The sequence below is a fragment of the Nonomuraea cavernae genome (assembly GCF_014646355.1).
GTDB lineage: Bacteria > Actinomycetota > Actinomycetes > Streptosporangiales > Streptosporangiaceae > Nonomuraea > Nonomuraea cavernae.
This window is the reverse complement of record NZ_BMNH01000010.1, coordinates 149,124-173,813: the sequence shown is the minus strand read 5'-3', so window position 1 is coordinate 173,813 and position 24,690 is coordinate 149,124. Positions and strand designations below refer to the sequence as shown.

The 24,690-nt window shown below is 71.1% G+C and carries 20 protein-coding genes and 1 riboswitch; of the genes, 14 read left to right on the top strand and 6 right to left on the bottom strand.

What is annotated here, in order from left to right:
• Positions 1-5: 5 nt before the first annotated feature.
• The 3 genes from IEY82_RS18640 to IEY82_RS18630 all read right to left on the bottom strand — a co-directional run bounded on the left by IEY82_RS18640 (position 6) and on the right by IEY82_RS18630 (position 3,941).
• Positions 6-1,538 carry an MmgE/PrpD family protein gene (locus IEY82_RS18640; protein WP_189125417.1) on the bottom strand — a complete coding sequence of 511 codons (1,533 nt, stop codon included), beginning with the start codon at positions 1,536-1,538 and terminating at the stop codon, positions 6-8.
• Between the two features lie 296 nt (positions 1,539-1,834).
• Positions 1,835-2,437: an ACT domain-containing protein gene (locus IEY82_RS18635; RefSeq protein ID WP_189125416.1), complete on the bottom strand. Its 603-nt coding sequence runs from the start codon at positions 2,435-2,437 to the stop codon at positions 1,835-1,837.
• Between the two features lie 253 nt (positions 2,438-2,690).
• Complete coding sequence (locus tag IEY82_RS18630; protein ID WP_225262964.1) at positions 2,691-3,941, bottom strand: right-handed parallel beta-helix repeat-containing protein; 1,251 nt, start codon at positions 3,939-3,941, stop codon at positions 2,691-2,693.
• 201 nt (positions 3,942-4,142) lie between these two features.
• Here IEY82_RS18630 and IEY82_RS18625 point away from each other — a divergent pair, with 201 nt between their 5' ends.
• Positions 4,143-6,419, top strand: a complete 2,277-nt coding sequence (locus IEY82_RS18625; RefSeq protein ID WP_189125415.1) for a hypothetical protein — start codon at positions 4,143-4,145, stop codon at positions 6,417-6,419.
• 6 nt (positions 6,420-6,425) lie between these two features.
• Here IEY82_RS18625 and IEY82_RS18620 read toward each other — a convergent pair whose 3' ends face one another.
• From IEY82_RS18620 to IEY82_RS18610, 3 genes are read right to left on the bottom strand one after another with little or no spacing between them, the layout of a single operon-like run.
• The gene (locus IEY82_RS18620; protein WP_189125414.1) at positions 6,426-7,265 is read right to left on the bottom strand and encodes a sugar ABC transporter permease; all 840 of its coding nucleotides are present in this window, start codon (positions 7,263-7,265) and stop codon (positions 6,426-6,428) included.
• On the bottom strand, positions 7,262-8,830 hold the full coding sequence (locus tag IEY82_RS18615) for an ABC transporter permease subunit (protein ID WP_189125413.1): 1,569 nt from the start codon (positions 8,828-8,830) through the stop codon (positions 7,262-7,264). Before IEY82_RS18615 ends, IEY82_RS18620 begins: the two co-directional genes overlap by 4 nt.
• Positions 8,831-8,834: 4 nt before the next feature.
• The gene (locus tag IEY82_RS18610; protein WP_189125412.1) at positions 8,835-10,115 is read right to left on the bottom strand and encodes a sugar ABC transporter substrate-binding protein; all 1,281 of its coding nucleotides are present in this window, start codon (positions 10,113-10,115) and stop codon (positions 8,835-8,837) included.
• Positions 10,116-10,413: 298 nt separating this feature from the next.
• Between IEY82_RS18610 and IEY82_RS18605 the strand changes: the two genes are divergently transcribed.
• The 13 genes from IEY82_RS18605 to IEY82_RS18545 all read left to right on the top strand — a co-directional run bounded on the left by IEY82_RS18605 (position 10,414) and on the right by IEY82_RS18545 (position 24,644).
• On the top strand, positions 10,414-11,916 hold the full coding sequence (locus tag IEY82_RS18605; protein ID WP_189125411.1) for a glycoside hydrolase family 13 protein: 1,503 nt from the start codon (positions 10,414-10,416) through the stop codon (positions 11,914-11,916).
• Positions 11,917-12,050: 134 nt separating this feature from the next.
• Positions 12,051-12,875: an SAM-dependent methyltransferase gene (locus IEY82_RS18600; protein WP_189125410.1), complete on the top strand. Its 825-nt coding sequence runs from the start codon at positions 12,051-12,053 to the stop codon at positions 12,873-12,875.
• A gap of 46 nt (positions 12,876-12,921) precedes the next feature.
• The gene (locus IEY82_RS18595) at positions 12,922-13,743 is read left to right on the top strand and encodes an aldo/keto reductase (RefSeq protein ID WP_189125409.1); all 822 of its coding nucleotides are present in this window, start codon (positions 12,922-12,924) and stop codon (positions 13,741-13,743) included.
• An 18-nt stretch (positions 13,744-13,761) separates the two neighbouring features.
• Positions 13,762-14,715 (top strand): Gfo/Idh/MocA family protein, encoded by a 954-nt coding sequence (locus IEY82_RS18590; protein WP_189125408.1) that lies wholly within the window; start codon positions 13,762-13,764, stop codon positions 14,713-14,715.
• A 119-nt stretch (positions 14,716-14,834) separates the two neighbouring features.
• Positions 14,835-14,971, top strand: a riboswitch (cyclic di-AMP (ydaO/yuaA leader).
• 11 nt (positions 14,972-14,982) lie between these two features.
• Positions 14,983-15,645: a CHAP domain-containing protein gene (locus IEY82_RS18585; RefSeq protein ID WP_189125407.1), complete on the top strand. Its 663-nt coding sequence runs from the start codon at positions 14,983-14,985 to the stop codon at positions 15,643-15,645.
• A 186-nt stretch (positions 15,646-15,831) separates the two neighbouring features.
• A complete protein-coding gene (locus IEY82_RS18580) occupies positions 15,832-16,260 on the top strand; it encodes a YciI family protein (RefSeq protein ID WP_225262997.1) in 429 nt (142 codons plus the stop codon).
• Positions 16,261-16,430: 170 nt separating this feature from the next.
• Positions 16,431-17,672, top strand: a complete 1,242-nt coding sequence (locus tag IEY82_RS18575) for an RNA polymerase sigma factor (RefSeq protein ID WP_189125405.1) — start codon at positions 16,431-16,433, stop codon at positions 17,670-17,672.
• A 251-nt stretch (positions 17,673-17,923) separates the two neighbouring features.
• Positions 17,924-19,249 (top strand): ABC transporter substrate-binding protein, encoded by a 1,326-nt coding sequence (locus IEY82_RS18570; RefSeq protein WP_189125404.1) that lies wholly within the window; start codon positions 17,924-17,926, stop codon positions 19,247-19,249.
• Positions 19,250-19,384: 135 nt separating this feature from the next.
• Entirely contained in the window at positions 19,385-20,275 is an 891-nt protein-coding gene (locus IEY82_RS18565) for a carbohydrate ABC transporter permease (RefSeq protein WP_225262962.1), read from the top strand.
• Positions 20,272-21,126 carry a carbohydrate ABC transporter permease gene (locus IEY82_RS18560; protein ID WP_189125402.1) on the top strand — a complete coding sequence of 285 codons (855 nt, stop codon included), beginning with the start codon at positions 20,272-20,274 and terminating at the stop codon, positions 21,124-21,126. Before IEY82_RS18565 ends, IEY82_RS18560 begins: the two co-directional genes overlap by 4 nt.
• Positions 21,123-22,532, top strand: a complete 1,410-nt coding sequence (locus IEY82_RS18555; RefSeq protein WP_189125401.1) for a GH1 family beta-glucosidase — start codon at positions 21,123-21,125, stop codon at positions 22,530-22,532. The genes IEY82_RS18560 and IEY82_RS18555 overlap by 4 nt, the downstream gene beginning before the upstream one ends.
• Positions 22,513-23,511, top strand: coding sequence for a LacI family DNA-binding transcriptional regulator (locus IEY82_RS18550; RefSeq protein ID WP_189125400.1), 999 nt, complete (start codon positions 22,513-22,515; stop codon positions 23,509-23,511). Before IEY82_RS18555 ends, IEY82_RS18550 begins: the two co-directional genes overlap by 20 nt.
• A gap of 140 nt (positions 23,512-23,651) precedes the next feature.
• Positions 23,652-24,644, top strand: coding sequence for a phosphotransferase family protein (locus tag IEY82_RS18545; RefSeq protein ID WP_189125399.1), 993 nt, complete (start codon positions 23,652-23,654; stop codon positions 24,642-24,644).
• Positions 24,645-24,690: the final 46 nt, after the last annotated feature.

Here is a 24,690-nt window from a genome sequence, read left to right as displayed (position 1 = left end):
TTGACTCATGCCGGCAGGATCAGCACGTCCTGTTCCGCGAGCCCCAGCGCGGCCTCGACGGCCGCGGGGCTCAGCCCGTTGCCCAGCGCCTTGCGCCGGACCAGGTCCTCGATGTCCGGGTCGCCGGGGCCGCCCGAGCCGCGTTCGACGGCGGCCACCGCCTCGGTCCCGTCGGCGTATCTCACGAGCAGCCGTCCCGGCTGGTCATCGGCCTCGCACGGCGGGTCGATCACCTCGTACCGGATGCGCCTGGCCAGCTCGGCGACCTCTTCCCGGTGGACATCACGGTATGTCCGCACGGTGACCTCGCCGTCGAGGAGCATCGCCGCGACGCTCCACGGCAGGCTGCGCATCGCCTCGTACGGTGTCCGGGGCCGATGGGCTTCCGGCCCGCACACGACGGGCACGCCGTCCCGGTGCACCGTGGCGACGATCTCCCGGACCTCCCGGAGGTCACGCCCGCCCCATAACTCACCGGCACCCGCCCGCCCGTGCCCGGCGTGGGCACCGCCCGACGCGGCCGGCCCGCCCTCCGGTCCGGCCTGGCCACCTCCGCGACCGCCCCGGCGGGCCAGCGCGGCGCCTGGCAGGCCCCGCCGGGACCTGGCCGGGCGGAGCACGTCCTGGCCGCCGGCCTCCCGGGCGCGCACCCAGGACCTGGCCGTCCCGGCGGGATCCGGCCGGACGGAGTGGCCGGGCGGCGGGCAGGCGGTGTCCGCGCGCAGCAGCCTGGCGGCGTCGAGCGAGGCGTGCACGAGCCGGTCGGCGGGATAGGGCCTGATCGTGATCCGGGTGACCTCCCAGCGCTCGCCCAGGCCCTCGGCGGGCTGGGAGCCGGACCGGCCGAACAACGTGGCGTACAGACCGCGCTCTCCTTCCAGCGCCGCGCTCGGGCCGGTGGCTCCCGAGCGGGCGAGGCGGGCGGCGAGGATCCCGGCCTGGGCGGCCAGTCCCGGATGCGGGCGCGCGGCGGAGGCCGGCCGTCCGCCTGCCTGCCCGGCCGCGATGGCCAGCGCGTCGACCGCCTGTTCCTCCCGCAGGCCGTACAGCCTGGACGCGACGAGCGCGGAGACGAGCGGCCCGCACGCGGAGGCGGCGTCCAGCTCCGGCGGCACGGCGGCGCCGAGGCGGCAGACGGCCTCGTATCCGGCGAGGGCCGCGACGAGCACCTCGCTCCCGTGGGCACGCACCTCCTCCCCCACGGCCAGCGCCACGGGCAGCACCGCCGCGCTCGCGCGGACCGGGCCGCCGGCGTGCACGTCGTCGAGGTCCAGCGCGTGCACCAGGGCGCCGTTGGCGAGCGCGGCGGCCGGCGCGGACACCCGCCGCCCGGTCCCGAGCAGGCCGGCCTCCGGTGTCCCGCCCAGGTCGAGCGCCACGGCCACGGCCGCCGCCCGACAGGGGTCCTCCTCATGGACGGCGGCGGCGCACCCGAGCCCGTCGAGCAGGTGGCGTAACCCGGCCGCGCGGACCGGGCCGGGCACCTCGTCCGGGGTCAGCGCCAGCGCCCAGGTCACCAGGCTCCGGACCGGGTTCATCGCACGCCGTCCGCCGCCGGGCCGGGGCGGGCGGACCGCCGGCCACGGGTGTCCTTCACGGGGCGAGCGGGCCCGTCGCCGCCGGGGTGAGATGGTGCTGCTGAGCGGTCACGGGCGGCTCCTCTGGTCCTCGATCGCCACGGTATTAGTCTGACGTTTTACGGTCAACGTCTGCCGATGGGTACAAGGGTCCAGAAAACAGAACATTCTTTCAATCCCACCGCGAACGTCCCCCGCCGACAGGCCGCCGGCGGTGACCCGGGTGGGCCCGGCCTGGCCGGGCCGTAAGGCAGGGATCAGGTGCGGGACGCCAGCGTGGTGACGACGTCGACGATGCGGGCGGCGCGTTCGAGTTCGGCGCGGTGGAAGCCGGGCCCGGCGGCTCGGGCGACGACCACGTGCAGCCCCTGGGCGACGACCGGGAGCAGCATCAGCCGCAGGCCCTCCGAGGCGCGGGTGGCCGCGCGCAGGGGCGGCTCGGACAGTTCGAACACCTCGGGGGCGGCCAGGCTGGCGTGCAGCACGGCGCCGTCGGCGACCGCCAGCGACCACTCCGCCCCGCAGAGCGCCGGCAACGCGTCCACCAGCGTGGCGATGCCGCGAGAGGGCTCGGTGGCCACGTGCATGAGCAGGTCGTAGTCGGGCGCCGAGCCCGGCACATCCCTGGTCGGCCAGACTCCCTCGACCCGCACGCCGGGGACGGCGGACATCCGGTCGCGGACCTCCTCCGCCGACACGGCGCCCGGCCAGGAGACCACGAAGTCGTCCACGGCCCGTCCGGTCTCACGTTCGAGGACGGTGACCTGCAGGATGTCGGCCCCCAGAGTGCCGAGGGCTTTGGCGACCTGACCCAGCCCCCCGGGGCGGTCCGGCAATGACACCCTCAGTCGCAGCAGCATCGCCGCCCCCTTTCCAGAGGCTCTCACAGTGCCGTGGAAAGGTTTCGCGTAGGTTCCACGGATATGTCGCACATGCTGCGGTTAGTCCCAGCATGCAACGCTAATCCCAGCTTGTCGACAAGGGTTCGACAACCTCTACCTGCGGCTATCCGCCCCTGACCTGCACTTTTCCTACCCCCGATACGCCCTCCTGGCGCTCCTCTTCGACAGCGGCGACCGCGTCACGGCCGACGGGCCATGCGCGGCGGAGCGGTCAGGGCTGGTAGGCGCCGGCGGCGGGGGTGGCTGGGAGCGGCTTGCCGGTGATGTCGCGGGTGAGGGCCTTGCCGCCGTACCAGGCCCCCGAGAGCGGGAAGGCGCGGCCGAGGGCCGGGGAGCCGGGGCGCGGCCGCAGGTCGGTGCGAGAGGTGAGGCGCGGGTCGGCCATGACCGAGCGGGGGCCGAGCTTGAACCTGATCGAGGTCGCCTTGTAGACGCCGCCGCCCTCGTCGGCCCCCTTGCCGTCCTCGTAGCCCGCCTGCCCGCCGACGAGGACGACGTTGTTGCGGAGCTTCAGGATCGACGGTGAGCAGCCGTCGTGGCAGGACCAGCCGATCGTCTTGCGCGCCGGCAGGTAGACCGAGTTGTGCACCGCGATGGTGCCCTTGACCGGCCCGACGATGTGCCCCGGGCCGCGCGTGATGAGGAAGGAGCCCTGCTTGAGAGTGGAGGTGACGACGTTGAAGGCGAACACGTTGCCGGTGGCGGTCTTGCCCTTCTGCGCGCCCAGCTCGGTGAACGTCTCGTTGTTGTGCGCCTTGTTGTAGGTGACCAGGTTGCGGTCGCCGTTGTAGATCTCGATGGCCGCGCCGTCCATCACGTAGTCGTGGCTGGCCGCGTGGCTGCCGGTGATGGTGTTGCCGGTGACCACGTTGTCGTCGCCGTTGAGCAGGACACCGAAGGCGCCGGAGTCGTTGTCGCCGCCCACGTCGTTGACGCTCATCCGGTTGTTGCCGGCGATCCGGCTGTCGCGGATGGTGTTGCGGGAGCCGGTCGGAGTGACCCAGACGCCGGTGACGTTGCCGTCGGCCCGCACCCCGATCAGGTGGTTGCCGTCACCGGCCACCTCGAAGCCCGCCCAATGGCAGCCGGAGGCGCGCACGCCGCTGATCCGCCAGTGGTCGCCGCTGACGACCACGCAGTTGGCCTCCCTGCCGCTGATCCTGGCGAGAGGGCCCTTGCCGTACGGCTGGACGACGATGGGTCTGGCGCGGGTGCCGTCGGCCTCGAGCTTGAGGCTGCCGGTCCACCTGCTGCCGCGCTTGAGGCTGACCGCGTCGCCCGGCTTGAGATCGGCCTGGTTGACCCGGTCGAGCGAGCGCCACGGGGCGGTGGCACTGGTGCCGGCCGCTCCGTCGTCGCCGCCCTTGGAGTCGACGTAGTAGGTGGTGCCGGCCTGGGCCTGCGCCGCGGCGGGAACGGCGGGCAGCAACGAGGCCACGGCGACCACGGACAGCAATCTCATGCGGGCACACCATGTTCTGGAGGGAGGACGGACGGTAATCCGCCAACCTAGCGGCTCACCGGAACGGACGCCAGACACTGATCACCGGCGCGGCACCGCGTGGCTCCGCCGCTGCCACAGGGCTTGATCGATTTCTGATGGCTCGCTAGGGTTGGGCGCCTTTGTTCGGAGGCTGTTCACTCGCTCTCTAGGGATGTTCCCGTGCGCCGCTACCGGTTCGGGAGAATCGCCGCGCTCGTCGCCGCCGTCTACGTGGGCGCGGTCGTCGTGTCCGGCGTGCTCGCGCTGGCCACCGGCGACCCGGCCCCGCTGCGCGCGATCGTCGCAGGAGGATGGGACGCGGACTTCGTGCCCTACACCTGGTGGGTCGAACTCCTCATGGTCGCGGGCGGGATCCTGCAGGGATGGGCCTACTGGCAGGTGCTGCGCGGGCGCCCGGCCGGCGCGGCGACCGTCAACGACCGACCGGTCCGGCTGCTGCGGGCGGCCCTGTATCTCAGCGTCGCCTGCACGCTGCCGTACCGGCTGCCGAGCCCGTACACGTGGTGGTCTGGCCTGCCCGCCGAGCTGCTCGACATCGCTGTCGTCTGCCTGTTCTTCGTGGTCCTCGCCGGGGCATCGCCCCGGTGGCTGCGGGTGCTCGCGCTGGTGGCGGGCCTGACGGGCGCCGCCATGGAAACGGCCGCCACCGTCTTCTACGGGCTCGGCCAGTGGTCCGTCGCGCAGTCAGTCGCTCCGTACCAGCTCGGCAACGTCGTCTATCTGCTGTGGCTGGTGCCGATCCTGGCCGGGCAGGCCAGGGACGGGCGCTGGACGCCGGGAACCGTCCGGATGGGCATCGCCGCGGCGGGGCTGTCGCTGCTGTCGTCCGGCGGGTCCTCCATCATCTCGTTCGGCGGCTGGGGCGTCGACTACGACCTGGTGCTCCTCATGGTCCTGGGCAGCCTCGGCGTCCTCGGGACAGCGTGGCAGGCCCGCTCCGCCCACGACCTGGGCGGCCCGCCGCCCGTGCCGTCCCCGCCGGCGCCGGCCCGGGTCGCGCCGGCGCGACCGTGGCCGCTCGCCGCCGTGGCCGTGGCGCTCCCGCTGATCCCCGCGGCCGTCAACCTGGCCGGCGGGATGCCCGCCTGGACCGGCCCGAGGGGCCTGGTCGACGACCTCTTCCATGGGTACGTGAGCTACCCGGCGACCGTGCTCTGGGTCGTCGTGGACCTGCTCGTCGGAGTCGGCGCCCCGGCCGCGCTGATCCTGGTCGCGGTCGTACGCAGGACCCGGCGGCTGCTGCGCGGGACGATGTCAGCCCTGGTCATCGCCGCGGCGGCGGGCGTCGTGAGCGCGCTCACCGCCGAGCGCGAGGCGGACTGGCGGCTCATCCCCGAGATGGCCGAGCAGCGGCTGGCCCTGTACCCGGCCGGGTTGTTCGACCGGAACGGGAACGGCGAGATCCTCTTCGGCCTCTCGCCGCTGTGGTACAGCGCCGCCCTGGCCGCCTCCGCCCTCGTCCTGCTCCTTCTGTACGGCGCCCCGCCCGCCGCCCGCCTGCGGCACCACGTTCTCTCGGCGGCGCTGGCCACCGCCGTCGCCCTGTGCCTCCTGCCGGCGGCCGACCAGTCACGCGGCCCGGTCACCACGGCCGAGGACTGTTCGCCCCCCGAGCCCTGGGAGACGAACGGCGAGCCGGCGGCAGCCGAGCCGATCACCGGCCCGCGCGCCTTCATCTGCGCGGTACGCCGGCAGCAGGCGCTCACGTTCGCCGCCACCACCCCCGACCAGGTGCTGCTCGGCCACGGCCGCCGCCTGTGCGGCGCCTACACCCGCGACGACCCGCGCGAGCTGGCCCGCCTGCGGGAGATGGAAGGGGTGAGCGTCGGCGACCTGGGCGGGGTGCTCGCCGGGATCTGCCCGGCCGCGAAAACGAAGGCCGACGCGGCGGCGGCGGCCCAGGAGCGCGAGTTCGAGGAGTTCGAGGCCGAGGAGCGTCGCAAGTGTGACGCCACCCCACGCCACCGCCCCCTCATCCGGCCCGCCAGGGCGATCCGCCTCAAGGAGCCCGAGTGGCCCGAGGCGGGGCTGGCGCTGTACGACGACTTCCCCGTCAGCGGCAGGAGCACGAGCGCCGGTCCGGTCGCCGTCGCCCCCGGCCACGTGTCGATAGGGACGCATTCCGACTTCCACGTGTGCGTCACGCTGGAGACCTATCCGCGCCGCCCACCGGTCGAGACCAAGGGCTGGGACCACGTCGTCGAGGTCGGCTTCGAACACCGGGGCGGCGAGATGACGTTCACGGACGGCCTGAGCGGCACCGAGCTGCCCGACCTGTCGCTCAACGGCCGCAAGGGGCACTACCGCATCCGCGTGCACCTGGCCTGGTTCCCCTGGAAGGGCGACGAGTACGGCACCCAGCGGCTGCTGATCATGGCGTACCCGGGGCCGGGAGACAAGGCGGTCGTCCACCGCGGGCCCGCCAAGGACGGCTGACCACGGTCAGCCCTTGACGGCGCCGGAGGTCAGCCCCGAGACGATGTACCTCTGCAGCCACAGGAAGGCCCCCACGGTCGGGATCGCGGTGAGCAGCGTCGCCGCGGCGAACATGCCGAAGTTGGCGTTGCGCTGGTCGCCGGCGATCATCCCGTACATGCCGACCGCCAGCGTCTTGCTGCCGGGGTCGCGCAGGAAGACGCTGGCCATGATGAACTCACTCATCGTGCCGATGAACGCCAGCATGGCGGTGACCGCGAGGATCGGCGTCACGAGCGGCATGATGACCCGCCAGAAGATCTGCGCGTGCGTGGCCCCGTCGACGGTGGCGGCCTCGTCGAGCTCCCTCGGCACGGTGTCGAGGAAGCCCTTCATCAGCCAGGTGTTCACGCCGAGCGCGCCGCCGAGGTAGAGCAGAATGAGCCCCCACGCGGTGTCGAACCCGAACGCCGGATAGAGCTCGGTCACCTCGGTGAAGATGATGAAGATCGTCACGATGGCCAGGAACTGCGGGAACATCTGGATGAGCAGCAACGCCAGCAGCCCGACGCGGCGGCCGCGGAAACGCATCCGGCTGAAGGCGTACGCGGCGGACATCGACAGCAGCAGACCGGCGAACGACGCGGTCAGCGCGATGAACACCGAGTTGAGGAACCACCGGCCGAACGGGTGGACGTCGGAGCCGAACAGGTCGGCGAAGTTGGCCAGGCTCGCCCCGTTCGGCAGCAGGTCGGTGGAGGCGAGGGTGCCCAGCGGGTTGATCGCGGCCGACACCACGAACACGATGGGGAACAACGCGAACGCGCACACGACCAGCACGAACACGTGCCTCAGCGCGAGTCTCATGCGTAGACCTCCTCCTGCCTGCGGGTCCGGCGGAAGGTCACCACCGAGATGAGCGCGACGATCGCGAAGATGAACACCGAGATGGCGGCGGCGAAGCCGAACTGCGCCCCGCCGGTGCCGAACGCCAGCCGGAACGTGTAGGTGATCAGCAGGTCGGTGGCTCCCACCTGCGGGTTCTCGGCCGGGAACGGGCCGCCCTCGCTGGTGAGCTGGATCGCGTTGAAGTTGTTGAAGTTGAACGCGAACGACGAGATGAGCAGCGGCGTGAGCGCCACCAGCAGCAGCGGCAGCGTCACCCTGCGGAAGGCGTGCCACGGCGAGGCCCCGTCGATCGAGGCCGCCTCGGTCAGCTCGCGCGGGATGGCCTGCAACGCGCCCGTCGTCACCAGGAACATGTACGGGAAGCCCAGCCAGAGGTTGACCAGGATGACCGCGAACCTCGCGGTGACCGGCTCCCCCATCCAGTCGACGGTCAGCCCCAGCGACTGGTTGACCAGCCCGAAGTCGCGGTTGAACAGGTCACGCCAGACCAGCAGCATGGCGAAGGAGGGCATCGCGTACGGCAGGATCAGCGCGATCCGGTAGAAACGCGTGCCGCGCATGCGGGGGTGGTGCAGCGCCAGCGCCACCCCCATGCCGAGCCCGAACGTCGTCACCACCGAGGCCAGCGCGAACACCACGTTCCACCCGAACACCCCCGCGAAGTAACCGGAGATCGTGGGGTTGGTCAGCACCCGGGCGAAGTTGTCCAAACCGACGCCGACCTGCCAGCCCTGCGCCAGGTGCTCCCCTCTGGCGTTGAGGAAGTAGCCCCGCGCCTCGTCGGCCGTCCACGTGTCGCCGTCGCCGCGGACGCAGTCGCAGGCGGGGTCGTAGTCGAGCGCCGCCCGGCCCTCGACGGCGCGGCTGAGGCCGTTGGCCTTGATCAGCCCGCCGGCGGTGGGCACCGCCAGCGCCGCGATCTCCGCGCCGCGGGCGGCCGCCTGCGGCGCGGTCAGCACGGTGAGGCCGGGCGCGGCCAGCACCTTGCCGGTCACGCCGAGCCGGGCGCCCTCCAGCGGGGCCAGCCCTTCGCCGGATCCCGTCTGGACCCGCCTGGTCTCCGGGTCGACGAGCAGGAACACCAGCTCGTCGCCGCGCAGGGCCGCGGTCAGTGTGTACTCGGGCGAGCCGGGCGCCTGCCGGACCGAGCCGGTCTCGATCGCGGTGACGGCCGACTGCTTGTCGCCGCGGTGGCCGTCGCCGAAGTTCGTGAACGCGGTGCTCACCGTGTAGAGGATGGGGAACAGCTGGAACGCGATCAGCAGGACGGTGCCGGGGACGAGGTACTTCGCCGGGATGAGGCGCCGGGTCAGGTAGAGGCAGACGATGGCCGCGGTGACCGCGACCAGCACCGCCAGCGCGATCCAGGCCCGCGCCGCGACCAGCGGCGGCACCGCGTACACCAGGATCGCGGCGGTCACGGCGAGCACCGCGATCCTGGTCACCACGTAGGCGGTGGTGATCTCCCGGCGCGGCCGCGGCGCCCGGCGGGGCTTGGCGGCCTCGGGGACGTCCGAGGTCATGGCGTCAGTTCTTGAGGGAGCCGTCGATGGTCTTCTGCGCGGCCTCGGCCGCCTTGGCGGCGTCCCCGCCCTTGACGACCGCCGCCTCGGCGATGCCGAACGGCTCCCAGACCGCCTGCATCTCGGGGATGGCGGGCATCGGGAAACCGTCCTTGCCGGCGTCCATGAACTTGCCGGCGTCGGCGTCGGCCGCCTGCACCTCCTGCAGGGCGGCGGTGAGCGCCGGCGGGCGCGGGTCGGCGTCGTACAGGGCCTTGGCCACGTCCTTGTTGGTCACGTAGTTGGCGACGAACTCCTGGGCCAGGGTCTTGTTCCTGCCCTTGGCGGCGACGAAGAACGACTGGACGCCGACGAACGGCGTGGCCGGCTTGCCGTCCTTGAACGACGGGACGGGCGTGATGTCGTAGCTGATGCCGCCCTTCTTCACGTCGCCCATGGCCCACGGGCCGGAGACCAGGAAGGCGCATCTGCCGCCGGCGAAGGTGGCGACGTAGTTCTCGTTGGTGATGGAGGTCTTGAGCGCGCCGTCGCCCTTCTCGCCGAGCTCCTTGAGCCTGCCGAACGCCTTGACGGACTCGGCCGAGCCGAGCAGCACCTTCTTGGGGTCGGGGTCGCCGGCGGGGGTGGTGCCGAACAGCGAGCCGCCGCCCGCGGCGAAGATCGGGTAGACGTGGAAGGCGTCGCCCTTCTGCGCGACGGGCAGGCAGAGGATCTCCTTGACCTTGCCGGCTTCCTTGAGCTCCTTGCCCTTGGCGACCATGTCCTCCAGGGTGGCCGGGGCGTCGGGCGCGAGCTCGGTGTTGCGGATCAGCGCGATGTTCTCGACCGCGTACGGCGCCGCGTAGACCTGCCCGTCGAACGTGACGGCCTTCAGGGCGATCTCGGGGAAGGCGGCCTTCTGCTGCTCGGTCAGGTTGACCGGGTCGATGGCGCCGTTCTGCACCAGGTTGCCGATCCAGTCGTGCGCGCCGACCATGACGTCGGGGCCGCTGCCCTGCTGGGAGGCGGTAAGGAAGGTCTGCTGGTTGTCCTTGCTGATCTCCTTGACCTCGACGGTCACGCCGTTCTCGGCGCCGAACTGGTCGGCGAAGGGCTTGAGCGCCTTGACCCGGTTGGGGTCGGCCCAGATCACGAGCTGACCGCCGCCCTTGTCGGCGGGGGCGGCGGTAGGGGCGGTGGCCGATCCGGTGGGGGCCGCCGAGGGGGCTGGGGATCCGCCGCCGCAGGCCGTGACGGCTAAGGTCAGCGTCGCGAGTGCGGCCGTGCCCAGAGTTCGGTTGCGCATGAGACCTCCTGAGGTCGGGAGGAGCGACGACACCTCATACGCCGCCGCCGGAAAGGTCGTCATTTGCCGCTTTCGCGGCTCACATTTCCGGGACGTTACCGGGACTTTGCAAAAGCTGGAAGAACTTGCAATAGAGCGTTACCGGATCAACATCTCGCGCGCGTCGCGCCTTCTCCGAGCAGGCGTCTGACCTGCCAGAAGGAGAATCATGCAACTTTCCGCAACTTGCACTTGACCTCTCGCAAGGAATCACGCCATCCTGCACCAGACATCACGGACATCCGGGGGAAGGATCATCATGCTGGCCGACGACGACTGGTGGCGCGACGCCGTTGTATACCAGGTGTACCCCCGGAGCTTCGCCGACGCCAACGGCGACGGCATCGGCGATCTCCAGGGCGTCCGCCACCGCCTCGGCTATCTGAGCGAGCTCGGCGTCGACGCCATCTGGCTGAGCCCCTTCTACACCTCGCCGATGGCCGACGCCGGCTACGACGTGGCCGACCACCGCGACGTCGATCCGATGTTCGGCACGCTCGACGACTTCGACGAGCTGGTCCGTGACGCGCACGCGCGGGGCATCCGGGTGATCGTGGACCTGGTGCCCAACCACTCCTCCGACCGGCACCCCTGGTTCCAGGCGGGGCTGCGCGACCGCTACATCTTCCGCGACCGGCCGAACGACTGGGAGTCGATCTTCGGCGGGCCGGCCTGGACCCAGGTCGAGGACGGGCAGTGGTACCTGCACCTGTTCGCGCCCGAGCAGCCCGATCTCAACTGGGAGCACCCGGAGGTGCGCGCCGAGTTCCGCGACGTGCTGCGGTTCTGGCTGGACCGCGGCGTCGACGGCTTCCGGGTGGACGTGGCGCACGGCATGGTCAAGGCCGAGGGCCTGCCGGACGTCGGCCCCAAGGAGGGGCCCCAGGCCGAGATGCTCGGCGACGAGCGCGTGCCGTACTTCGACCAGGACGGCGTGCACGACATCTACCGCGAGTGGCGGCCGATCCTCGACTCCTACCCCGGCGGGCGGATGGCGGTCGCCGAGGCCTGGGTGTCGTCGCCCGAGCGACTGGCCCGCTACGTCGGCCCGGACCAGCTGCACCAGGCGTTCAACTTCGAGTTCATGCTGGCCGACTACCACGCCAAGGCGTTCCGGACGGTCATCGAGAAGGCGCTGGCCGAGGCGGAGCTGGTGGGCTCGCCCACCACCTGGGTGCTGTCCAACCACGACAAGCCGCGGCACGTCACCCGCCACGGCGGGCTCGGCCGGGCCAGGGCGGCCACGCTGCTGATGCTCGCGCTGCCCGGCTCCGCCTACGTCTACAACGGCGAGGAGCTCGGCCTGCCCGAGGTGCTCGACCTGCCGGACGAGCTGCGCCAGGACCCGGCCTTCCGGCGCAGCGGCGAGAGCCGCGACGGCTGCCGGGTGCCGATCCCGTGGACCGGCGAGCCCGGCTTCGGCTGGCGCGACCCCTGGCTGCCGATCCCCGCCTCGTGGGGCCCGCTGTCGGCCGAGGCGCAGCACGGCGACCCCGGCTCCACGCTGAGCCTCTACCGGGCCGCGCTGCGCATCCGCAAGGAGCATCCGGCGCTCGGCGGCGGCACGCTGACCTGGCTCGACTCCCCCAGGGACGTGCTCGCGTTCGAGCGGGACCCGGGCTTGGCCGTGGTGCTCAACACCGGCGAGCGGCCGGTCGAGCTGGCCGCGCTCGGGCTGCGCAGCGAGGTGCTGCTGTCGAGCGGCCCCCAGGCGGGCGACGGGACGGTCGCTCCCGACAGCACGCTCTGGCTGCGCCGCTGACAAAAATCGCCGGTACGGCCGCCGCTCCACGACGGCGCGGTGGCCGTGCCGACGACGCGCGATTCATCGTCCGTTTGCGAATAGTGATCGATGAAAGGCGGAAAATACTCCCTCATGTCAGGGATCATGGATACATGACGGAGCAAGCCCCGCAGGGTGTCGACCCCCACATCCCGAACGCGGCACGTATGTATGACTTCTTCCTCGGCGGCAAGGACAACTTCAAGGCCGACCGGGATCTGGCCGAGCTGGTGCTGAGCGTGATGCCGGAGATCCGCGAGGGCACCAAGCAGAACCGCGCGCTGATCGGCCGGGTGGTCCAGTACCTGTGCGAGCAGGGCATCACCCAGTTCCTCGACCTGGGCTCCGGGCTCCCCGCCCAGGAGAACGTGCACGAGGTGGCCAACCGGTTCAACCCGGACGCCCGCGTGGTCTATGTCGACAACGACCCGGTGGTGGCCGCGCACGGCAGGGCGCTGCTGGCCGACCCGTCCCGGGTGGCGATGGTGGAGGCCGATGTCCGGCGGCCGGCCGAGGTGCTGGCGCAGCCCGAGGTCAAGGCGTTGCTGGACTTCGACCAGCCGGTGGCCGTGCTGATGATGTTCCTGCTGCACCTGGTGCCCGACGAGGACGACCCGCAGGGGTTCGTGGCCGCCTACCGCGACGTGCTGGCTCCCGGCAGCTACCTGGCGGTCACGCACGTGGCCGGCGACGCGGCTCCGGCGGTGACCCAGCGGATCAGCGAGTTCTACCGGCAGGCCAACACGCCGTTCTGCCCGCGCTCCTACGAGGAGGTCGCGTCCTTCTTCGGAGACTTCGAGCTGATCCCCCCGGGCCTGGCCACCGGCCTCGGCCCCGAGGTGGTGTGGCCGTTCGCCGACCCGGACGTCGAGGCGACGATGTTCCTCGACGAGGACTTCGCCCGCCTGGGCCTGGCCGGCATCGGCCGCAAACCCTAGCCCGCCCGCCTCGAGCGGCACGGAACGTCACGTGAAGAATGAGAGTATGAACTCGCTCTTGCTCAACACGGACGGCGTCCAGATCCCGCAGATCGGGTTCGGCGTCTGGCGGGTGCCCGACGACGAGGCCGAGCGGTCGGTGGAGACCGCGCTCGAGGTCGGCTACCGCCACATCGACACGGCGACGCTCTACCAGAACGAAGCCGGCGTGGGCCGGGCCGTGCGCGCCTCGGGGATCCCGCGCGCCAAGCTGTTCGTCACCACCAAGCTGTGGAACACCGACCACGAGCGTCCGGAGGAGGCGTTCGAGGAGAGCCTGGCCCGCCTCGGCCTCGACTACGTCGACCTCTATCTCATCCACTGGCCGACGCCGGCCCGCGACACCTACCTGCGGGCCTGGCGGGGGCTGGAGAAGATCTACCGCGACGGCCGGGCCAAGGCCATCGGCGTCTCCAACTTCACCGTGGAGACGCTCACCAGACTGCTGGACGAGGCCGACATCGCGCCGTCGATCAACCAGATCGAGCTCCACCCCTACCTGCAGCAGCGCGAGCTGCGGGCGTTCCATGAGGCCAACGGCATCCTCACCGAGGCATGGAGCCCGCTCGGGCAGGGCCGGGGGCTGCTGGAGGACCGCGCGCTGCGGGTGCTGTCGGACAAGCACAACCGCACTCCGGCGCAGATCGTGCTCCGCTGGCACATCCAGCTGGGCAACGTGGCGATCCCCAAGTCGGTCACGCCGTCGCGGATCAAGGAGAATTTCGGCGTCTTCGACTTCGTCCTCGATCAAGAGGACGTCGCGGCCATCGGGGCGATGAACATCGGGAAACGGCTCGGACCCGACCCGGATCAGTTCAACGGGGGGTAAAGATTACGATCCCTCCTTATGAGGGATCTTTCATGGGGAATCGCGGCGACCGGCGGCATCGCCAGGACCGTAGGGGCGGTCATCGCGGCGGAGCCGGGGATGCGGGTGGCGGCCGTGGGCTCGCGCGACCTCGGCCGGGCACGCGCGCTGGCCGCGACACTGGGCGCCGAGTCGGCCCACGGCTCGTACGCCGCGCTGTGCGCCGATCCCGCCGTGGACGCCGTCTACGTGGCGACGCCGCACGCCCAGCACCTGGAGGTGGCCGAGGCGGCGATCGCCGCGGGCAAGGCGGTGCTGTGCGAGAAGCCCCTGGCCGCCTCGCTCGCCGACGCCGAGCGGATGGTGCGGCTGGCCCGCGAGGCCGGCGTCTTCCTGATGGAGGCCATGTGGATGCGGTTCAACCCGCTGATCCAGCGGCTGGCGGCCGATCCGCGCTTCGGTGACCTGCGCTCCGTGCACGCCAGCTTCGGATTCGCTTCGCCGTACGACCCGCTGCATCGGCTCTGGGCTCCGGAACTCGGCGGCGGGGCACTGCTCGACCTCGGGATCTACCCGTTCGGGCTGGCTCAGCTGCTCCTGGGGACGCCGCCGGAGCTGCGGATGACGGGGTCGCTGGCGCCGTCGGGCGTGGACGCGGAGGCGGCGGGCGTGCTCCTCTACCCGGGCGGCAGGCGGGCGCTGGTGGAGGTCTCGTTACTGGGTGCCCTGCCCAACAGCGCGTACGTGGTCGGCACCGGGATGCGGGCCGACATCGAGGCGCCGTTCTGGGCGCCGCGACGGATGACCCTGAGCGGGCCGTCGATCGAACCGGAGACGTACGAGCTCGCTCCCGAGGACAACGGATACGCCGGCGAGGTGCGCGAGGTGCGCGACGCGCTGACCGCCGGGCGGACCGAGAGCGCGATCATGCCCCTTGACGAGAGCCTCGCCATGATGGGGCTGCTCGCGGCGGCTCGCCGACAACTTTCCTGACCAGGACAGTTGCCCACCTTGTCATCCTCTTGCCCGTTGTATTACCTTATGGGGCATTCGCGGCATACGTCCGGTTTATCGGTTCGTTGCCGTTCCATCGACAAGAACATCGCAGGATCTACCTGCGACCGCTGAATCCGCCTCTCGCGGAACCGGGGACCCAGGTCTCATTGGGGTGAATCGGCACATCGTGCCGTAGGGCAGCTTCCACGTCCGAACCCGTCAGCTAACTCGGTAAGCGGTATGGAAGCGAGGAGTCCCCCACCGATGGCCGTCAGTCGTCTTTCCCATGCCCTCAGGCGCCACGCCGCCCGCGCCGCCCTGGGCGTCACCCTCACCGCCACCGCGGCCTTCGGCGTCGTCGCCCCCGCCGCCGCCGACACCCCCCAGCACGCGGGCGCCGGCGCGGAGACCCCGGCCAAGGCCGACGTGGTCAGCGTGACGGCGGATCAGGTGCTCGCCCTGGCCAGGTCCCAGATCGGCATCTCGGAGAACGCCTACGGGGGAGGCACCAAGTTCCAGAAGTGGTACGCGGGCTCGCAGCGCGCCGCCGAGACGATCGCCCGTGACGGCGGCAACCGGGCCGCCTACCTCAACGCCGCCTGGTGCGCGATGTTCGTCTCCTGGGTCGGCGAGAACGCCGGCGCCCGGTCCCAGATCGGCTGGGACGCCTACACCGTGACGCACGCCCAGTGGTTCGCCGACCAGGGCCGCTGGGGCACCACCCCCGAGCCCGGCGCCGTCGTCTTCTTCGCCTGGAGCGGCAGCAAGAGCATCGGCTCGATCAACCACGTGGGCTTCGTCGTCAAGGACAACGGCAACGGCACGCTGACCACCATCGAGGGCAACACCGGCAACGGCAAGGTCGAGGAGCGGGTCCGGCCCAAGTGGCAGGTCGTCGGCTACGGCTACCCGTCGTACGCGGCCTGACCCTCCTTTCCGCCTCCCCCTTCCGGCGAGCGCGCGCCCCACTCCCCCTCGGGTGCGCGCTCGCCGGTTTCCGGAACAATCTGGCGGGACGTGTCGATTCGCGGGCACGGAGTTCGACGCGTTGGTGAGCGCGGGGTCCGGCCGGGGCCCCGGCAACGGACGAAGGAGGTCGGCGTCGTGAAGTTCATGATCGTTGGCAGGGGCAACGAGGAGACCGAGGCCGGCGTCATGCCCAGCCAGGAGCTGGTGGACGCGATGACCGCGTACAACGAGTCGCTGGTCAAGGCCGGGGTCCTGCTGGCCGCCGAGGGGCTCTACCCCAGCTCGCACGGTGCCCGCATCGCCTACAGCGGGGGCAGGGCGACCGTGCTCGACGGGCCGTTCACCGAGGCCAAGGAGCTCATCGCCGGCTTCTGGCTGATCCAGGTCAAGTCGCGCGAGGAGGCCCTCGAATGGGCGATGCGGGTCCCCGTCCCGGCCGGGCGCGACGGCGTCGGCCTGCACGTGTGGCAGGTGTTCGACCCGACCGACCTGCCGCCCGAGTCGATGTCGCCCGAGACCGCCGAGCGCGAGCGCGCCCTGCGCGGGTCCCTGGAGGGCCACGAAGGCGCTTGATCCTGTCGCCCCGCCACGCCTGGCCGGTGGCGGGCCCGCGGGCCGTCTCGAGATCGCGGCCCGGCACGAGATTCCGGGCCGGACGGGCGCGTCGCGGGCGCGGTTGCGGGCCGGACGGGCGCGTCGCGGGCGCGGTTGCGGGCGGGCCCGGGGGCTGCTCTCATGGGCCGGTGACGGCTTCCGAGACCCACCAGGCGATCGAGGCGGTGTGGCGGATCGAGGCGGCCCGCCTCATCGCCGGGCTGGCCCGGATGGTGCACGGCGACCTCGGCCTGGCCGAGGAGCTCGCGCAGGACGCGCTGGTCGCGGCGCTGGAGCAGTGGCCGGAGTCGGGCGTGCCGCGCAACCCGGGCGCCTGGCTCATGGCGGTGTCCAAGCGGCGCGCCGTCGACCTGCTGCGCCGCCAGGAACGCTACGAGCGCAAGCTGGTCGAGCTCGGCCGCGACCTCGACGGCGAGGACGAGCTCCCCGACGTCGAGGAGATCGAGGACGACCTGCTCCGGCTGGTGTTCACCGCCTGCCATCCGGTGCTGTCGACCGAGGCCCGGGTGGCGATGACGCTGCGGGTGCTCGGCGGGCTTACGACCGACGAGATCGCCCGGGCCTTCCTGGTGCCCGAGTCCACCGTGGCGCAGCGGATCGTCCGGGCCAAACGAACGCTGGCCGACCGGAAGGTCCCGTTCGAGGTGCCGCAGGGCGACGAGCTCGCGGGGCGGCTGGCCTCGGTGCTGGAGGTGATCTATCTCGTCTTCAACGAGGGCTACTCGGCCACCGCGGGCGGCGACTGGATGCGGCCCGCGCTGTGCGACGACGCGCTGCGGCTCGGCCGGGTGCTGGCCGGGCTGATGCCCCGGCAGGCCGAGGTGCACGGGCTGGTCGCGCTGATGGAGATCCAGGCGTCGCGGGCGCGGGCGCGCGTCGGGCCGTCCGGCGAGCCGATCCTGCTGATGGACCAGGACCGCGCGCTCTGGGACCGCCTGCTCATCGGCCGCGGGCTGGCCGCCCTCGACCGGGCCGAGGAGCTCGCCGGCCCGCGCGGCCCGTACACACTGCAGGCGGCCATCGCGGCCTGCCACGCCCGGGCGCTCACCCCCGAGGACACCGACTGGGAGCGCATCACCGCGCTGTACGACGAGCTGGCGCCGCTCGCGCGCTCGCCCGTCGTGGAGCTGAACCGGGCGGTCGCGCTCGCCATGGCCTACGGCCCGGCGGCCGGGCTGGACCTGGTCGACCAGATCGCCGGCGAGCCGTCGCTCAAGGGCTACCACCTGCTGCCGAGTGTGCGCGGCGACCTGCTGGCCCGGCTGGGGCGCCTGGCCGAGGCGCGGGCGGAGTTCGAGCGGGCGGCCTCGATGACGCGCAACGAGCGCGAGCGCAGGCTGCTGCTCGACCGCGCCGGCGCCTGCTCCTAGGCAGTTGTCCGGGTTGGGCACAAACGGTGCCCATGGGATGGGAGCGCTCCCAGCAACCTTTTTGAGATGTTTCGCAGCTAGAGTCCGTTTCCATGGTGTCAAAACGCCTCATCGGTAACGGTTCCGTTTCGGGACGTTGACGCCCGGACGCCGTACGGGCACTCTTTGTGGGAGCGCTCCCAAGGATTTCTCCCACCCGCGGCGGCAAGCCGCGACGCACCTCCCACAGCCACACCCAAGAGGGGTACGGAATGACGAACCACAAGCGTTTTGTAGTAGCCGGTGTCGCGCTCACCGCTCTGGCAGTCACCGCCGCGTGCGGCGGCAGCTCCACTCCGGCCGCGTCACAGAGCAGCGCCGCGGCCGCCGAGCCGGTCACCATCAACGTGCACACCTTCGGCGGCGGCGAGAACTTCGGCTATGACGAAGCGGTCAAGAAGTGGAACGCCGAGCACCCGAACATCCAGATCAAGTACCAGAACCTGACCGACCGCTTCGAGGACGTCTACTTGCCGCAGCTCCTCCAGCGCCTCCAGGCGGGGGCAGGCGCAGGTGACGTGGTCGGCATCGACGAGGGCGCGATGGGCCTCATGGCCGCCCGCCCGCAGTTCTTCACCGACCTCGGCGAGTACGGCCTGCAGAGCCGCAAGGCCGACTTCCCCGCGGCCAAGTGGGAGTCGGGCGTCAACGCCGACGGCAAGCTGTTCGCGCTGGGCACCGACATCGGCGGCATGACCATGTGCTACCGCAAGGACCTGTTCAAGAAGGCCGGCCTGCCGACCGAGCGTGAGGAGGTCGGCAAGCTGTGGCCGGACTGGAACGCCTATCTGGAGGCGGGCAAGAAGTTCTCGGCCGCGGACACGGGCGCGAAGTGGATGGACGGCCCCAACACCATCTACAACGTGATCCTGTCGCAGGAGGCGCCGAAGAACGGCAACGTGTCCTACTTCGACAAGAGCAACAAACTGGTCATCGAGAGCAACCCGGCCGTCAAGACCGCCTTCGACTGGGTGCAGAAGTTCAGCCAGGAAGGCCTGACGGCCAAGCTGCAGGCGTTCAGCCCGCCGTGGAACAAGGCCATCAAGGGCGGCGACTTCGCCACCATGGGCTGCCCGTCGTGGATGCTCGGCGTGATCTCCGGCGCGGCCGGTGAGGCGAACAAGGGCAACTGGGACGTCGCTGCCGTGCCGGGCGGCTCGGGCAACTGGGGCGGCTCCTGGCTGGCGGTGCCCAAGCAGACCAAGCACCCGAAGGAAGCCGCCGAGGTGCTCAACTACCTGACGGGCAAGGAGGGCCACGTCGCGGCCTTCAAGGAGGCGGGCGCGTTCCCGAGCTCCATCCCGGCCCAGCAGGACCCTGAGGTCTCCGGCCTCAAGAACGAGTACTTCAACGACGTGCCGACCGGCGAGATCTTCTCGGCCTCGGTGAAGGACCTGCTCCCGGTGTTCCTCGGCGAGAAGCACGCCCAGGTCAAGACCTCCGTGGAGAAGGTGCTCGAGGGCATGGACCAGGGTGCGATCAAGTACGACGAGGCCTGGTCGAAGTTCGTCGCGGCAGGCGTCAAGGCAGCGGGCTGACCCGCCCCTGGACCGGGTGGCGCCGGCTCCCTCCGCCGGCGCCACCCTCCTGACCTGGCTCGAAAGGCTTCCATGACTCTCCAGCTCTCGCCACCGCGACAAGCGCCCGGCAAGCGGACGGCACCCAGACGGCCAATGACGCGCTTCGACATCAAGGGCATGCCCTATCTCCTGGTGTCGCCCTACTTCCTGCTTTTCGCAATTTTCGGGGTCTTCCCCCTGATCTACACCTTCTGGCTCTCGCTGCACGACGCGGAGCTCGCCGGGCAGCGGACCTTCACCGGCTTCGGCAACTACGTCGAGCTGATCGCGGACACCGAGTTCTGGAACGCGGTGTTCAACACGATCGGCATGTTCGTGCTGGCCACCGTGCCCCAGATGATCCTCGCCCTGCTGCTGGCCAACGCGCTGAACAAGCGCCTGAGGGGCCGGCTGCTGCTCCGCCTGGGCGTGCTGCTGCCGATGATCACTTCGGTCGTGGCCGTGGCGGTCATCTTCAGCCAGCTCTACAGCCGCGACTACGGCTTGTTCAACTGGATCCTCGGCCTGGTGGGCATCGAGCCGATCGCCTGGCAGAACGAGAAGTGGTCCTCCTGGATCGCCATCGCCACGATGGTCGACTGGCGCTGGACCGGCTACAACTCGATCATCCTGCTGGCCGCCATGCAGACGATCCCCAAGGATCTCTACGAGGCCGCGGCCATCGACGGCGCGTCCGCGCGACGGCAGTTCTGGCAGATCACGCTGCCGATGCTGCGGCCGACCATCGTGTTCGTCGTCTTCATCTCGACCATCGGCGGCCTGACGCTGTTCACCGAGCCGGTCATGTTCGAGGGCGAGCAGATGATGACCGGCGGCACCACCGGCCAGTACCAGACCGTGGCGATGTTCATCGTCGAGGCCGCCTTCCGCGGCGGCTTCGAGATCGGCTATGCCTCGGCCGCCGCCTGGCTGCTGTTCGTGCTGATCCTCATCGGCACGATGATCAACTACTGGTTCACACGCCGCATCGGGGGTGCGCGATGACGACCACCGGGCAACCGGCCAACCGACTGTGGGACGCGGGGCTTCTCACCAAGGTCGTGCTGGCCTTCGCGCTGCTGCTGTCGGCCTTTCCGATCTACTACATGTTCATCATGGCGACGCGGACGAACGACGACGCGCTCGACGTGCCGCCGCCGTTCCTGCCGGGCGGCCATCTGGGCGAGAACGTCCGGCGGCTGCTCTCCACCGAGGACGCCTACTTCATCACCGGCCTGGTCAACTCCGCGATCGTGGCCACGACGGTGACCGTGTCGGTGGTGCTCATCTCGACGCTGGCCGGCTTCGCCTTCGCCAAGCTGCGCTTCCGCGGCTCGAAGATCCTGCTCGGGCTGATCCTGGTCACCATGATGGTGCCGCTGCAGCAGATGGGCATCGTCCCGTTGTACGAGCTCATGGTGACGCTCGGCTGGACCGGACAGTTGCAGGCGGTGATCCTGCCGTTCCTGGTCAACGGGTTCGGCGTGTTCATGATGACCCAGTACGCCTCCCAGGCGGTCCCCGACGAACTGGTCGAGGCGGCCAGGGTCGACGGGGCGTCCACGCTGGGCATCTATCGCAAGGTCGTCCTGCCCGCGCTCCGGCCGGGCATGGCGGTGCTCGCGCTGCTCGTGTTCATGCAGACGTGGAACGAGTTCATGTGGCCGCTCATCGTGCTGCTGCCGGACAACCCGGTGGTGCAGACGTCCATCGCGGCTCTCAACCAGGCGCACGGCACCGACTACGTGATGCTGTTCACCGGCACCGCCGCCTCCGTCCTCCCCCTCTTCGTGGTTTTCGTGCTGTTCGGCCGGCAGATCGTCGGCGGACTTATGGAAGGTGCGGTCAAAGCGTGACGACTCAAGAGGAGCAGACACGCTCCCAGCTCCGGTTCCCCGCCGGGTTCGCGTGGGGCGCGGCCACCTCGGCGTACCAGATCGAGGGCGCGGTGGAGGCCGACGGCCGCGGCACCTCGATCTGGGACACGTTCACCAGGACGCCCGGCCGGGTGGTCGGCGGCGAGCACGCCGACGTGGCCATCGACCACTACCACCGGTTCCGCGAGGACGTCGGGATCATGGCGGAGCTGGGCCTGAGCGCCTACCGGTTCTCGGTGTCGTGGCCGCGGATCCAGCCCGACGGGTCCGGGAAGGCCAACGCCAGGGGGCTCGACTTCTACAAACGGCTCACCGACGAGCTGCGCGGCCACGGCATCGACCCGTGGCTGACCCTCTACCACTGGGACCTGCCCCAGGCGCTGGAGGACGCGGGCGGCTGGCCGAACCGCGACACCGCGCTGCGGTTCGCCGACTACGCCTCGACCGTGCACGACGCGCTGAAGGACCACGTGCACACCTTCAGCACGGTGAACGAGCCGTGGTGCGCGGCCTTCCTCGGCTACGCCTCGGGCGAGCACGCGCCGGGCCGTCGTGAGCCGGAGAGCGCTGTCCGGGCCGCCCACCACCTCAACCTGGCGCACGGGCTGGCCGTACAGGCCATGGGCGCGGCGCGGGTGGGCGGCTGCGTCAACCTCTACGCGGTCACCCCGGCGACCTCCAGCGAGGAGGACCTGGACGCGGCCCGGCGCATCGACGGGCTGCAGAACCGGTTCTTCCTCGACGCGCTGCTGACCGGGAGCTACCCGCGCGACGTGCTCGACGACCTCGGCATGGACCTGGACTTCATCTCCGACGGCGACCTGAAGACCATCAACGCGCCGATCGACCTGCTGCTGGTCAACTACTACAGCCGCTTCACCGTGTCGGGCGCGCCCGGCGGCAAGGCGTCGGCGGCGGCCGCGCCCACCGAGACGGCCTCGCCGTGGGTGGGCAGCGAGCACGTGTCGTTCGTCAACGGCGGCCGCCCGGTCACGGCGATGGGCTGGGAGATCGACCAGGACGGGCTGCTGGAGGTGCTGACCAGGGTGGCGCGGGACTACCCGCGGCTGCCGCTGGTCGTGTCGGAGAACGGCGCCGCCTTCGACGACGTGCTGGAGCAGGGCCGGGTGCACGACGCCGGGCGCCGCGACTACTTCGACGCGCATCTGCGCGCCTGCCGGGAGGCGATCGAGGCGGGCGTGCCCCTGGAGGGTTACTTCGCCTGGTCGCTGATGGACAATTTCGAGTGGGCCTGGGGGTACGGCAAGCGGTTCGGCCTGGTGCACGTCGACTTCGAGACCCAGCGCCGGGTGCTGAAAGACAGCGCTCTCTGGTACGCCGAGATCATCCGGCAGAATAGGCGACATGAACCGACCGACTCTTGAGGCAGTCGCGGCTCGGGCCGGGGTCGGCCGGGGCACGGTGTCGAGAGTCATCAATGGCTCGCCCAACGTCAGCGCCAAGGCGCGCGAGGCCGTCCACCAGGCGATCCAGGAGCTGGGCTACGTGCCCAACCGGGCGGCCAGGGCGCTGGTCACCCGGCGCACCGACACGGTGGCGCTGGTGGTGTCGGAGTCGGAGCTGCGGGTGTTCGACGAGCCCTACTTCGCGGGCACGATCCGCGGCATCGGCTCGGCGCTGTCCGAGACGGGGTTGCAGCTCATCCTGGCGATGGCGCAGTCGCCCGAGGAGCACGAGCGGCTGGAGCACTACCTGACGGGGCAGCACGTCGACGGCGTGCTGCTCCTGTCGCTGCACGGCGCCGACCCGCTGCCGGGCCGGCTGGAGGCGATGGGCGTGCCGACCGTGCTGGGCGGCCGCCCGGTCGGCCTCGACCCCTACAGCTACGTCGACATGGACAACCGGGCCGGCGCCCGGCAGGCGGTCAAACACCTGCTGGGCCTCGGCCGCTCGGCCATCGCCACCATCGCCGGTCCGCAGGACATGGGCGTGGGCGTCGACCGCCTGGCGGGCTACCGCGACGCGCTGCTCAGCTCCGACATGCCGGAGCTGGTGGCCTATGGCGACTTCTCCGAGGAGAGCGGCGCGTCGGCGATGCGGGAGCTGCTCGACCGGCACCCGCGGCTCGACGCGGTGTTCACCGCCTCCGACCTGATGGCGGTGGGCGCGATGCGGGTGCTGAAGGCCGCCGGCCGGTCCGTCCCGGGCGACGTGGCGGTGGTCGGGTTCGAGGACTCCAAGGCCGCCCTGCACACCGATCCGCCGCTGACCACCGTGCACCAGCCGACCGAGGCCATGGGGCGGCAGATGGCGCAGCTGCTGGTGGCCCGCATCAACGGCGAGGAGCTGCGCCAGCCGGTGGTCATCCTCGACACCTACCTGGTCCGCCGCGAGTCGGCCTGAGCGTCCAATGCCCCGCGAGCCGGCCTGGGCGTCTGGTCCGCCGCGAGCCGGCCTGCGCGGCGCCGCGGACGATGCTCGCGCGGGACGGCGGTCCGTGGAGGGCTGGCCGTCAGCGGCGCGTGCGATCACAATCAGATTCCGTGGACAGCAGGACGAAACGCCGCCTCTCCCCCGGTCAGCTCGACGCCCTAGCCCGCCGCGCCGTGGGCGCCGGGGTCAGCGCCTCGGCCGAGCTGACCGACGGCTACGCCAACGCGGTCTGGCGGCTGTCCCTCGACGACGGCCGCGACGTGGTGCTCAAGCTGTCGCCGCCACCGGAGCTGGAGCAGCTCAGTTACGAGCGCAATCTGCTGCGCATGGAGGCGGTGGTCTACGAGCTGGCGGCCGCCGCGGGCGTTCCGGTGGCCGAGCTGCTGGTCGCCGGGTTCGACGATCCGGTGCTGGGCGGCGACTACCTGATGCTCGGCGCGCTCGACGGCGTCTCGTGGAACGGCGCGTCGCCCGACGGCGCGGCCGGGCTGCGCCGCGAACTGGGCCGGCTGCTGGCCCGGCTCAACGCGGTGACCGGCGACGTCTTCGGCTATCCGCACGCGGGCATCACCGGCGCCACCTGGCGAGAGGCGTACCTGGCCATGATGAACGCGTTACTCGGCGACACCGAGCGCTACCCGACACCGCTGCCACTGCCCGTCGGCGAGATCGCCGCGCTCGTCACGGCGACCTCGCCGGTGCTGGACGAGGTGACGACCCCGCAGCTGGTGCACTTCGACGTCTGGGCGGGCAACGTCTTCCTCGACCTCACGGGAACCCCCCGGATCCAGGCCATCATCGACCACGAACGGGCCTTCTGGGGCGACCCGCTGGCCGAGTTCGTCACACCGACCATCTTCGGCGAGCTGCGCGAGGACGACCCGCTGCTGGCCGGCTACCGCGAGGTGGCCCCGCTGGAACTCACCCCGGCCGCGCTGACCCGGCTCGACCTCTACCGGGCCTACCTCTACCTGATCCTGCTGATCGAGAACGGGCCACGGCAGTATCCGGAGGCGGAGTACGCCCGGGTCCGCGATCTCACCACGGCCTCCCTGAGTGAGGTCTTCGACCGCCTCATATCTCACTCTGGGTCCCGCCGATAGCGCGGTGCCGCTCGCTGCACATGCCCGTGCTGGTGCGGGCGTCTGC

Coding starts and splice junctions, on each gene's coding strand:
- IEY82_RS18640 (WP_189125417.1), bottom strand. CDS start 1,538: ATGAACCCGGTCCGGAGCCTGGTGACCTGGGCGCTGGCGCTGACCCCG.
- IEY82_RS18635 (WP_189125416.1), bottom strand. CDS start 2,437: ATGCTGCTGCGACTGAGGGTGTCATTGCCGGACCGCCCCGGGGGGCTG.
- IEY82_RS18630 (WP_225262964.1), bottom strand. CDS start 3,941: ATGAGATTGCTGTCCGTGGTCGCCGTGGCCTCGTTGCTGCCCGCCGTT.
- IEY82_RS18620 (WP_189125414.1), bottom strand. CDS start 7,265: ATGAGACTCGCGCTGAGGCACGTGTTCGTGCTGGTCGTGTGCGCGTTC.
- IEY82_RS18615 (WP_189125413.1), bottom strand. CDS start 8,830: ATGACCTCGGACGTCCCCGAGGCCGCCAAGCCCCGCCGGGCGCCGCGG.
- IEY82_RS18610 (WP_189125412.1), bottom strand. CDS start 10,115: ATGCGCAACCGAACTCTGGGCACGGCCGCACTCGCGACGCTGACCTTA.
- IEY82_RS18605 (WP_189125411.1), top strand. CDS start 10,414: ATGCTGGCCGACGACGACTGGTGGCGCGACGCCGTTGTATACCAGGTG.
- IEY82_RS18600 (WP_189125410.1), top strand. CDS start 12,051: ATGACGGAGCAAGCCCCGCAGGGTGTCGACCCCCACATCCCGAACGCG.
- IEY82_RS18595 (WP_189125409.1), top strand. CDS start 12,922: ATGAACTCGCTCTTGCTCAACACGGACGGCGTCCAGATCCCGCAGATC.
- IEY82_RS18590 (WP_189125408.1), top strand. CDS start 13,762: ATGAGGGATCTTTCATGGGGAATCGCGGCGACCGGCGGCATCGCCAGG.
- IEY82_RS18585 (WP_189125407.1), top strand. CDS start 14,983: ATGGCCGTCAGTCGTCTTTCCCATGCCCTCAGGCGCCACGCCGCCCGC.
- IEY82_RS18580 (WP_225262997.1), top strand. CDS start 15,832: ATGATCGTTGGCAGGGGCAACGAGGAGACCGAGGCCGGCGTCATGCCC.
- IEY82_RS18570 (WP_189125404.1), top strand. CDS start 17,924: ATGACGAACCACAAGCGTTTTGTAGTAGCCGGTGTCGCGCTCACCGCT.
- IEY82_RS18565 (WP_225262962.1), top strand. CDS start 19,385: ATGACGCGCTTCGACATCAAGGGCATGCCCTATCTCCTGGTGTCGCCC.
- IEY82_RS18560 (WP_189125402.1), top strand. CDS start 20,272: ATGACGACCACCGGGCAACCGGCCAACCGACTGTGGGACGCGGGGCTT.
- IEY82_RS18550 (WP_189125400.1), top strand. CDS start 22,513: ATGAACCGACCGACTCTTGAGGCAGTCGCGGCTCGGGCCGGGGTCGGC.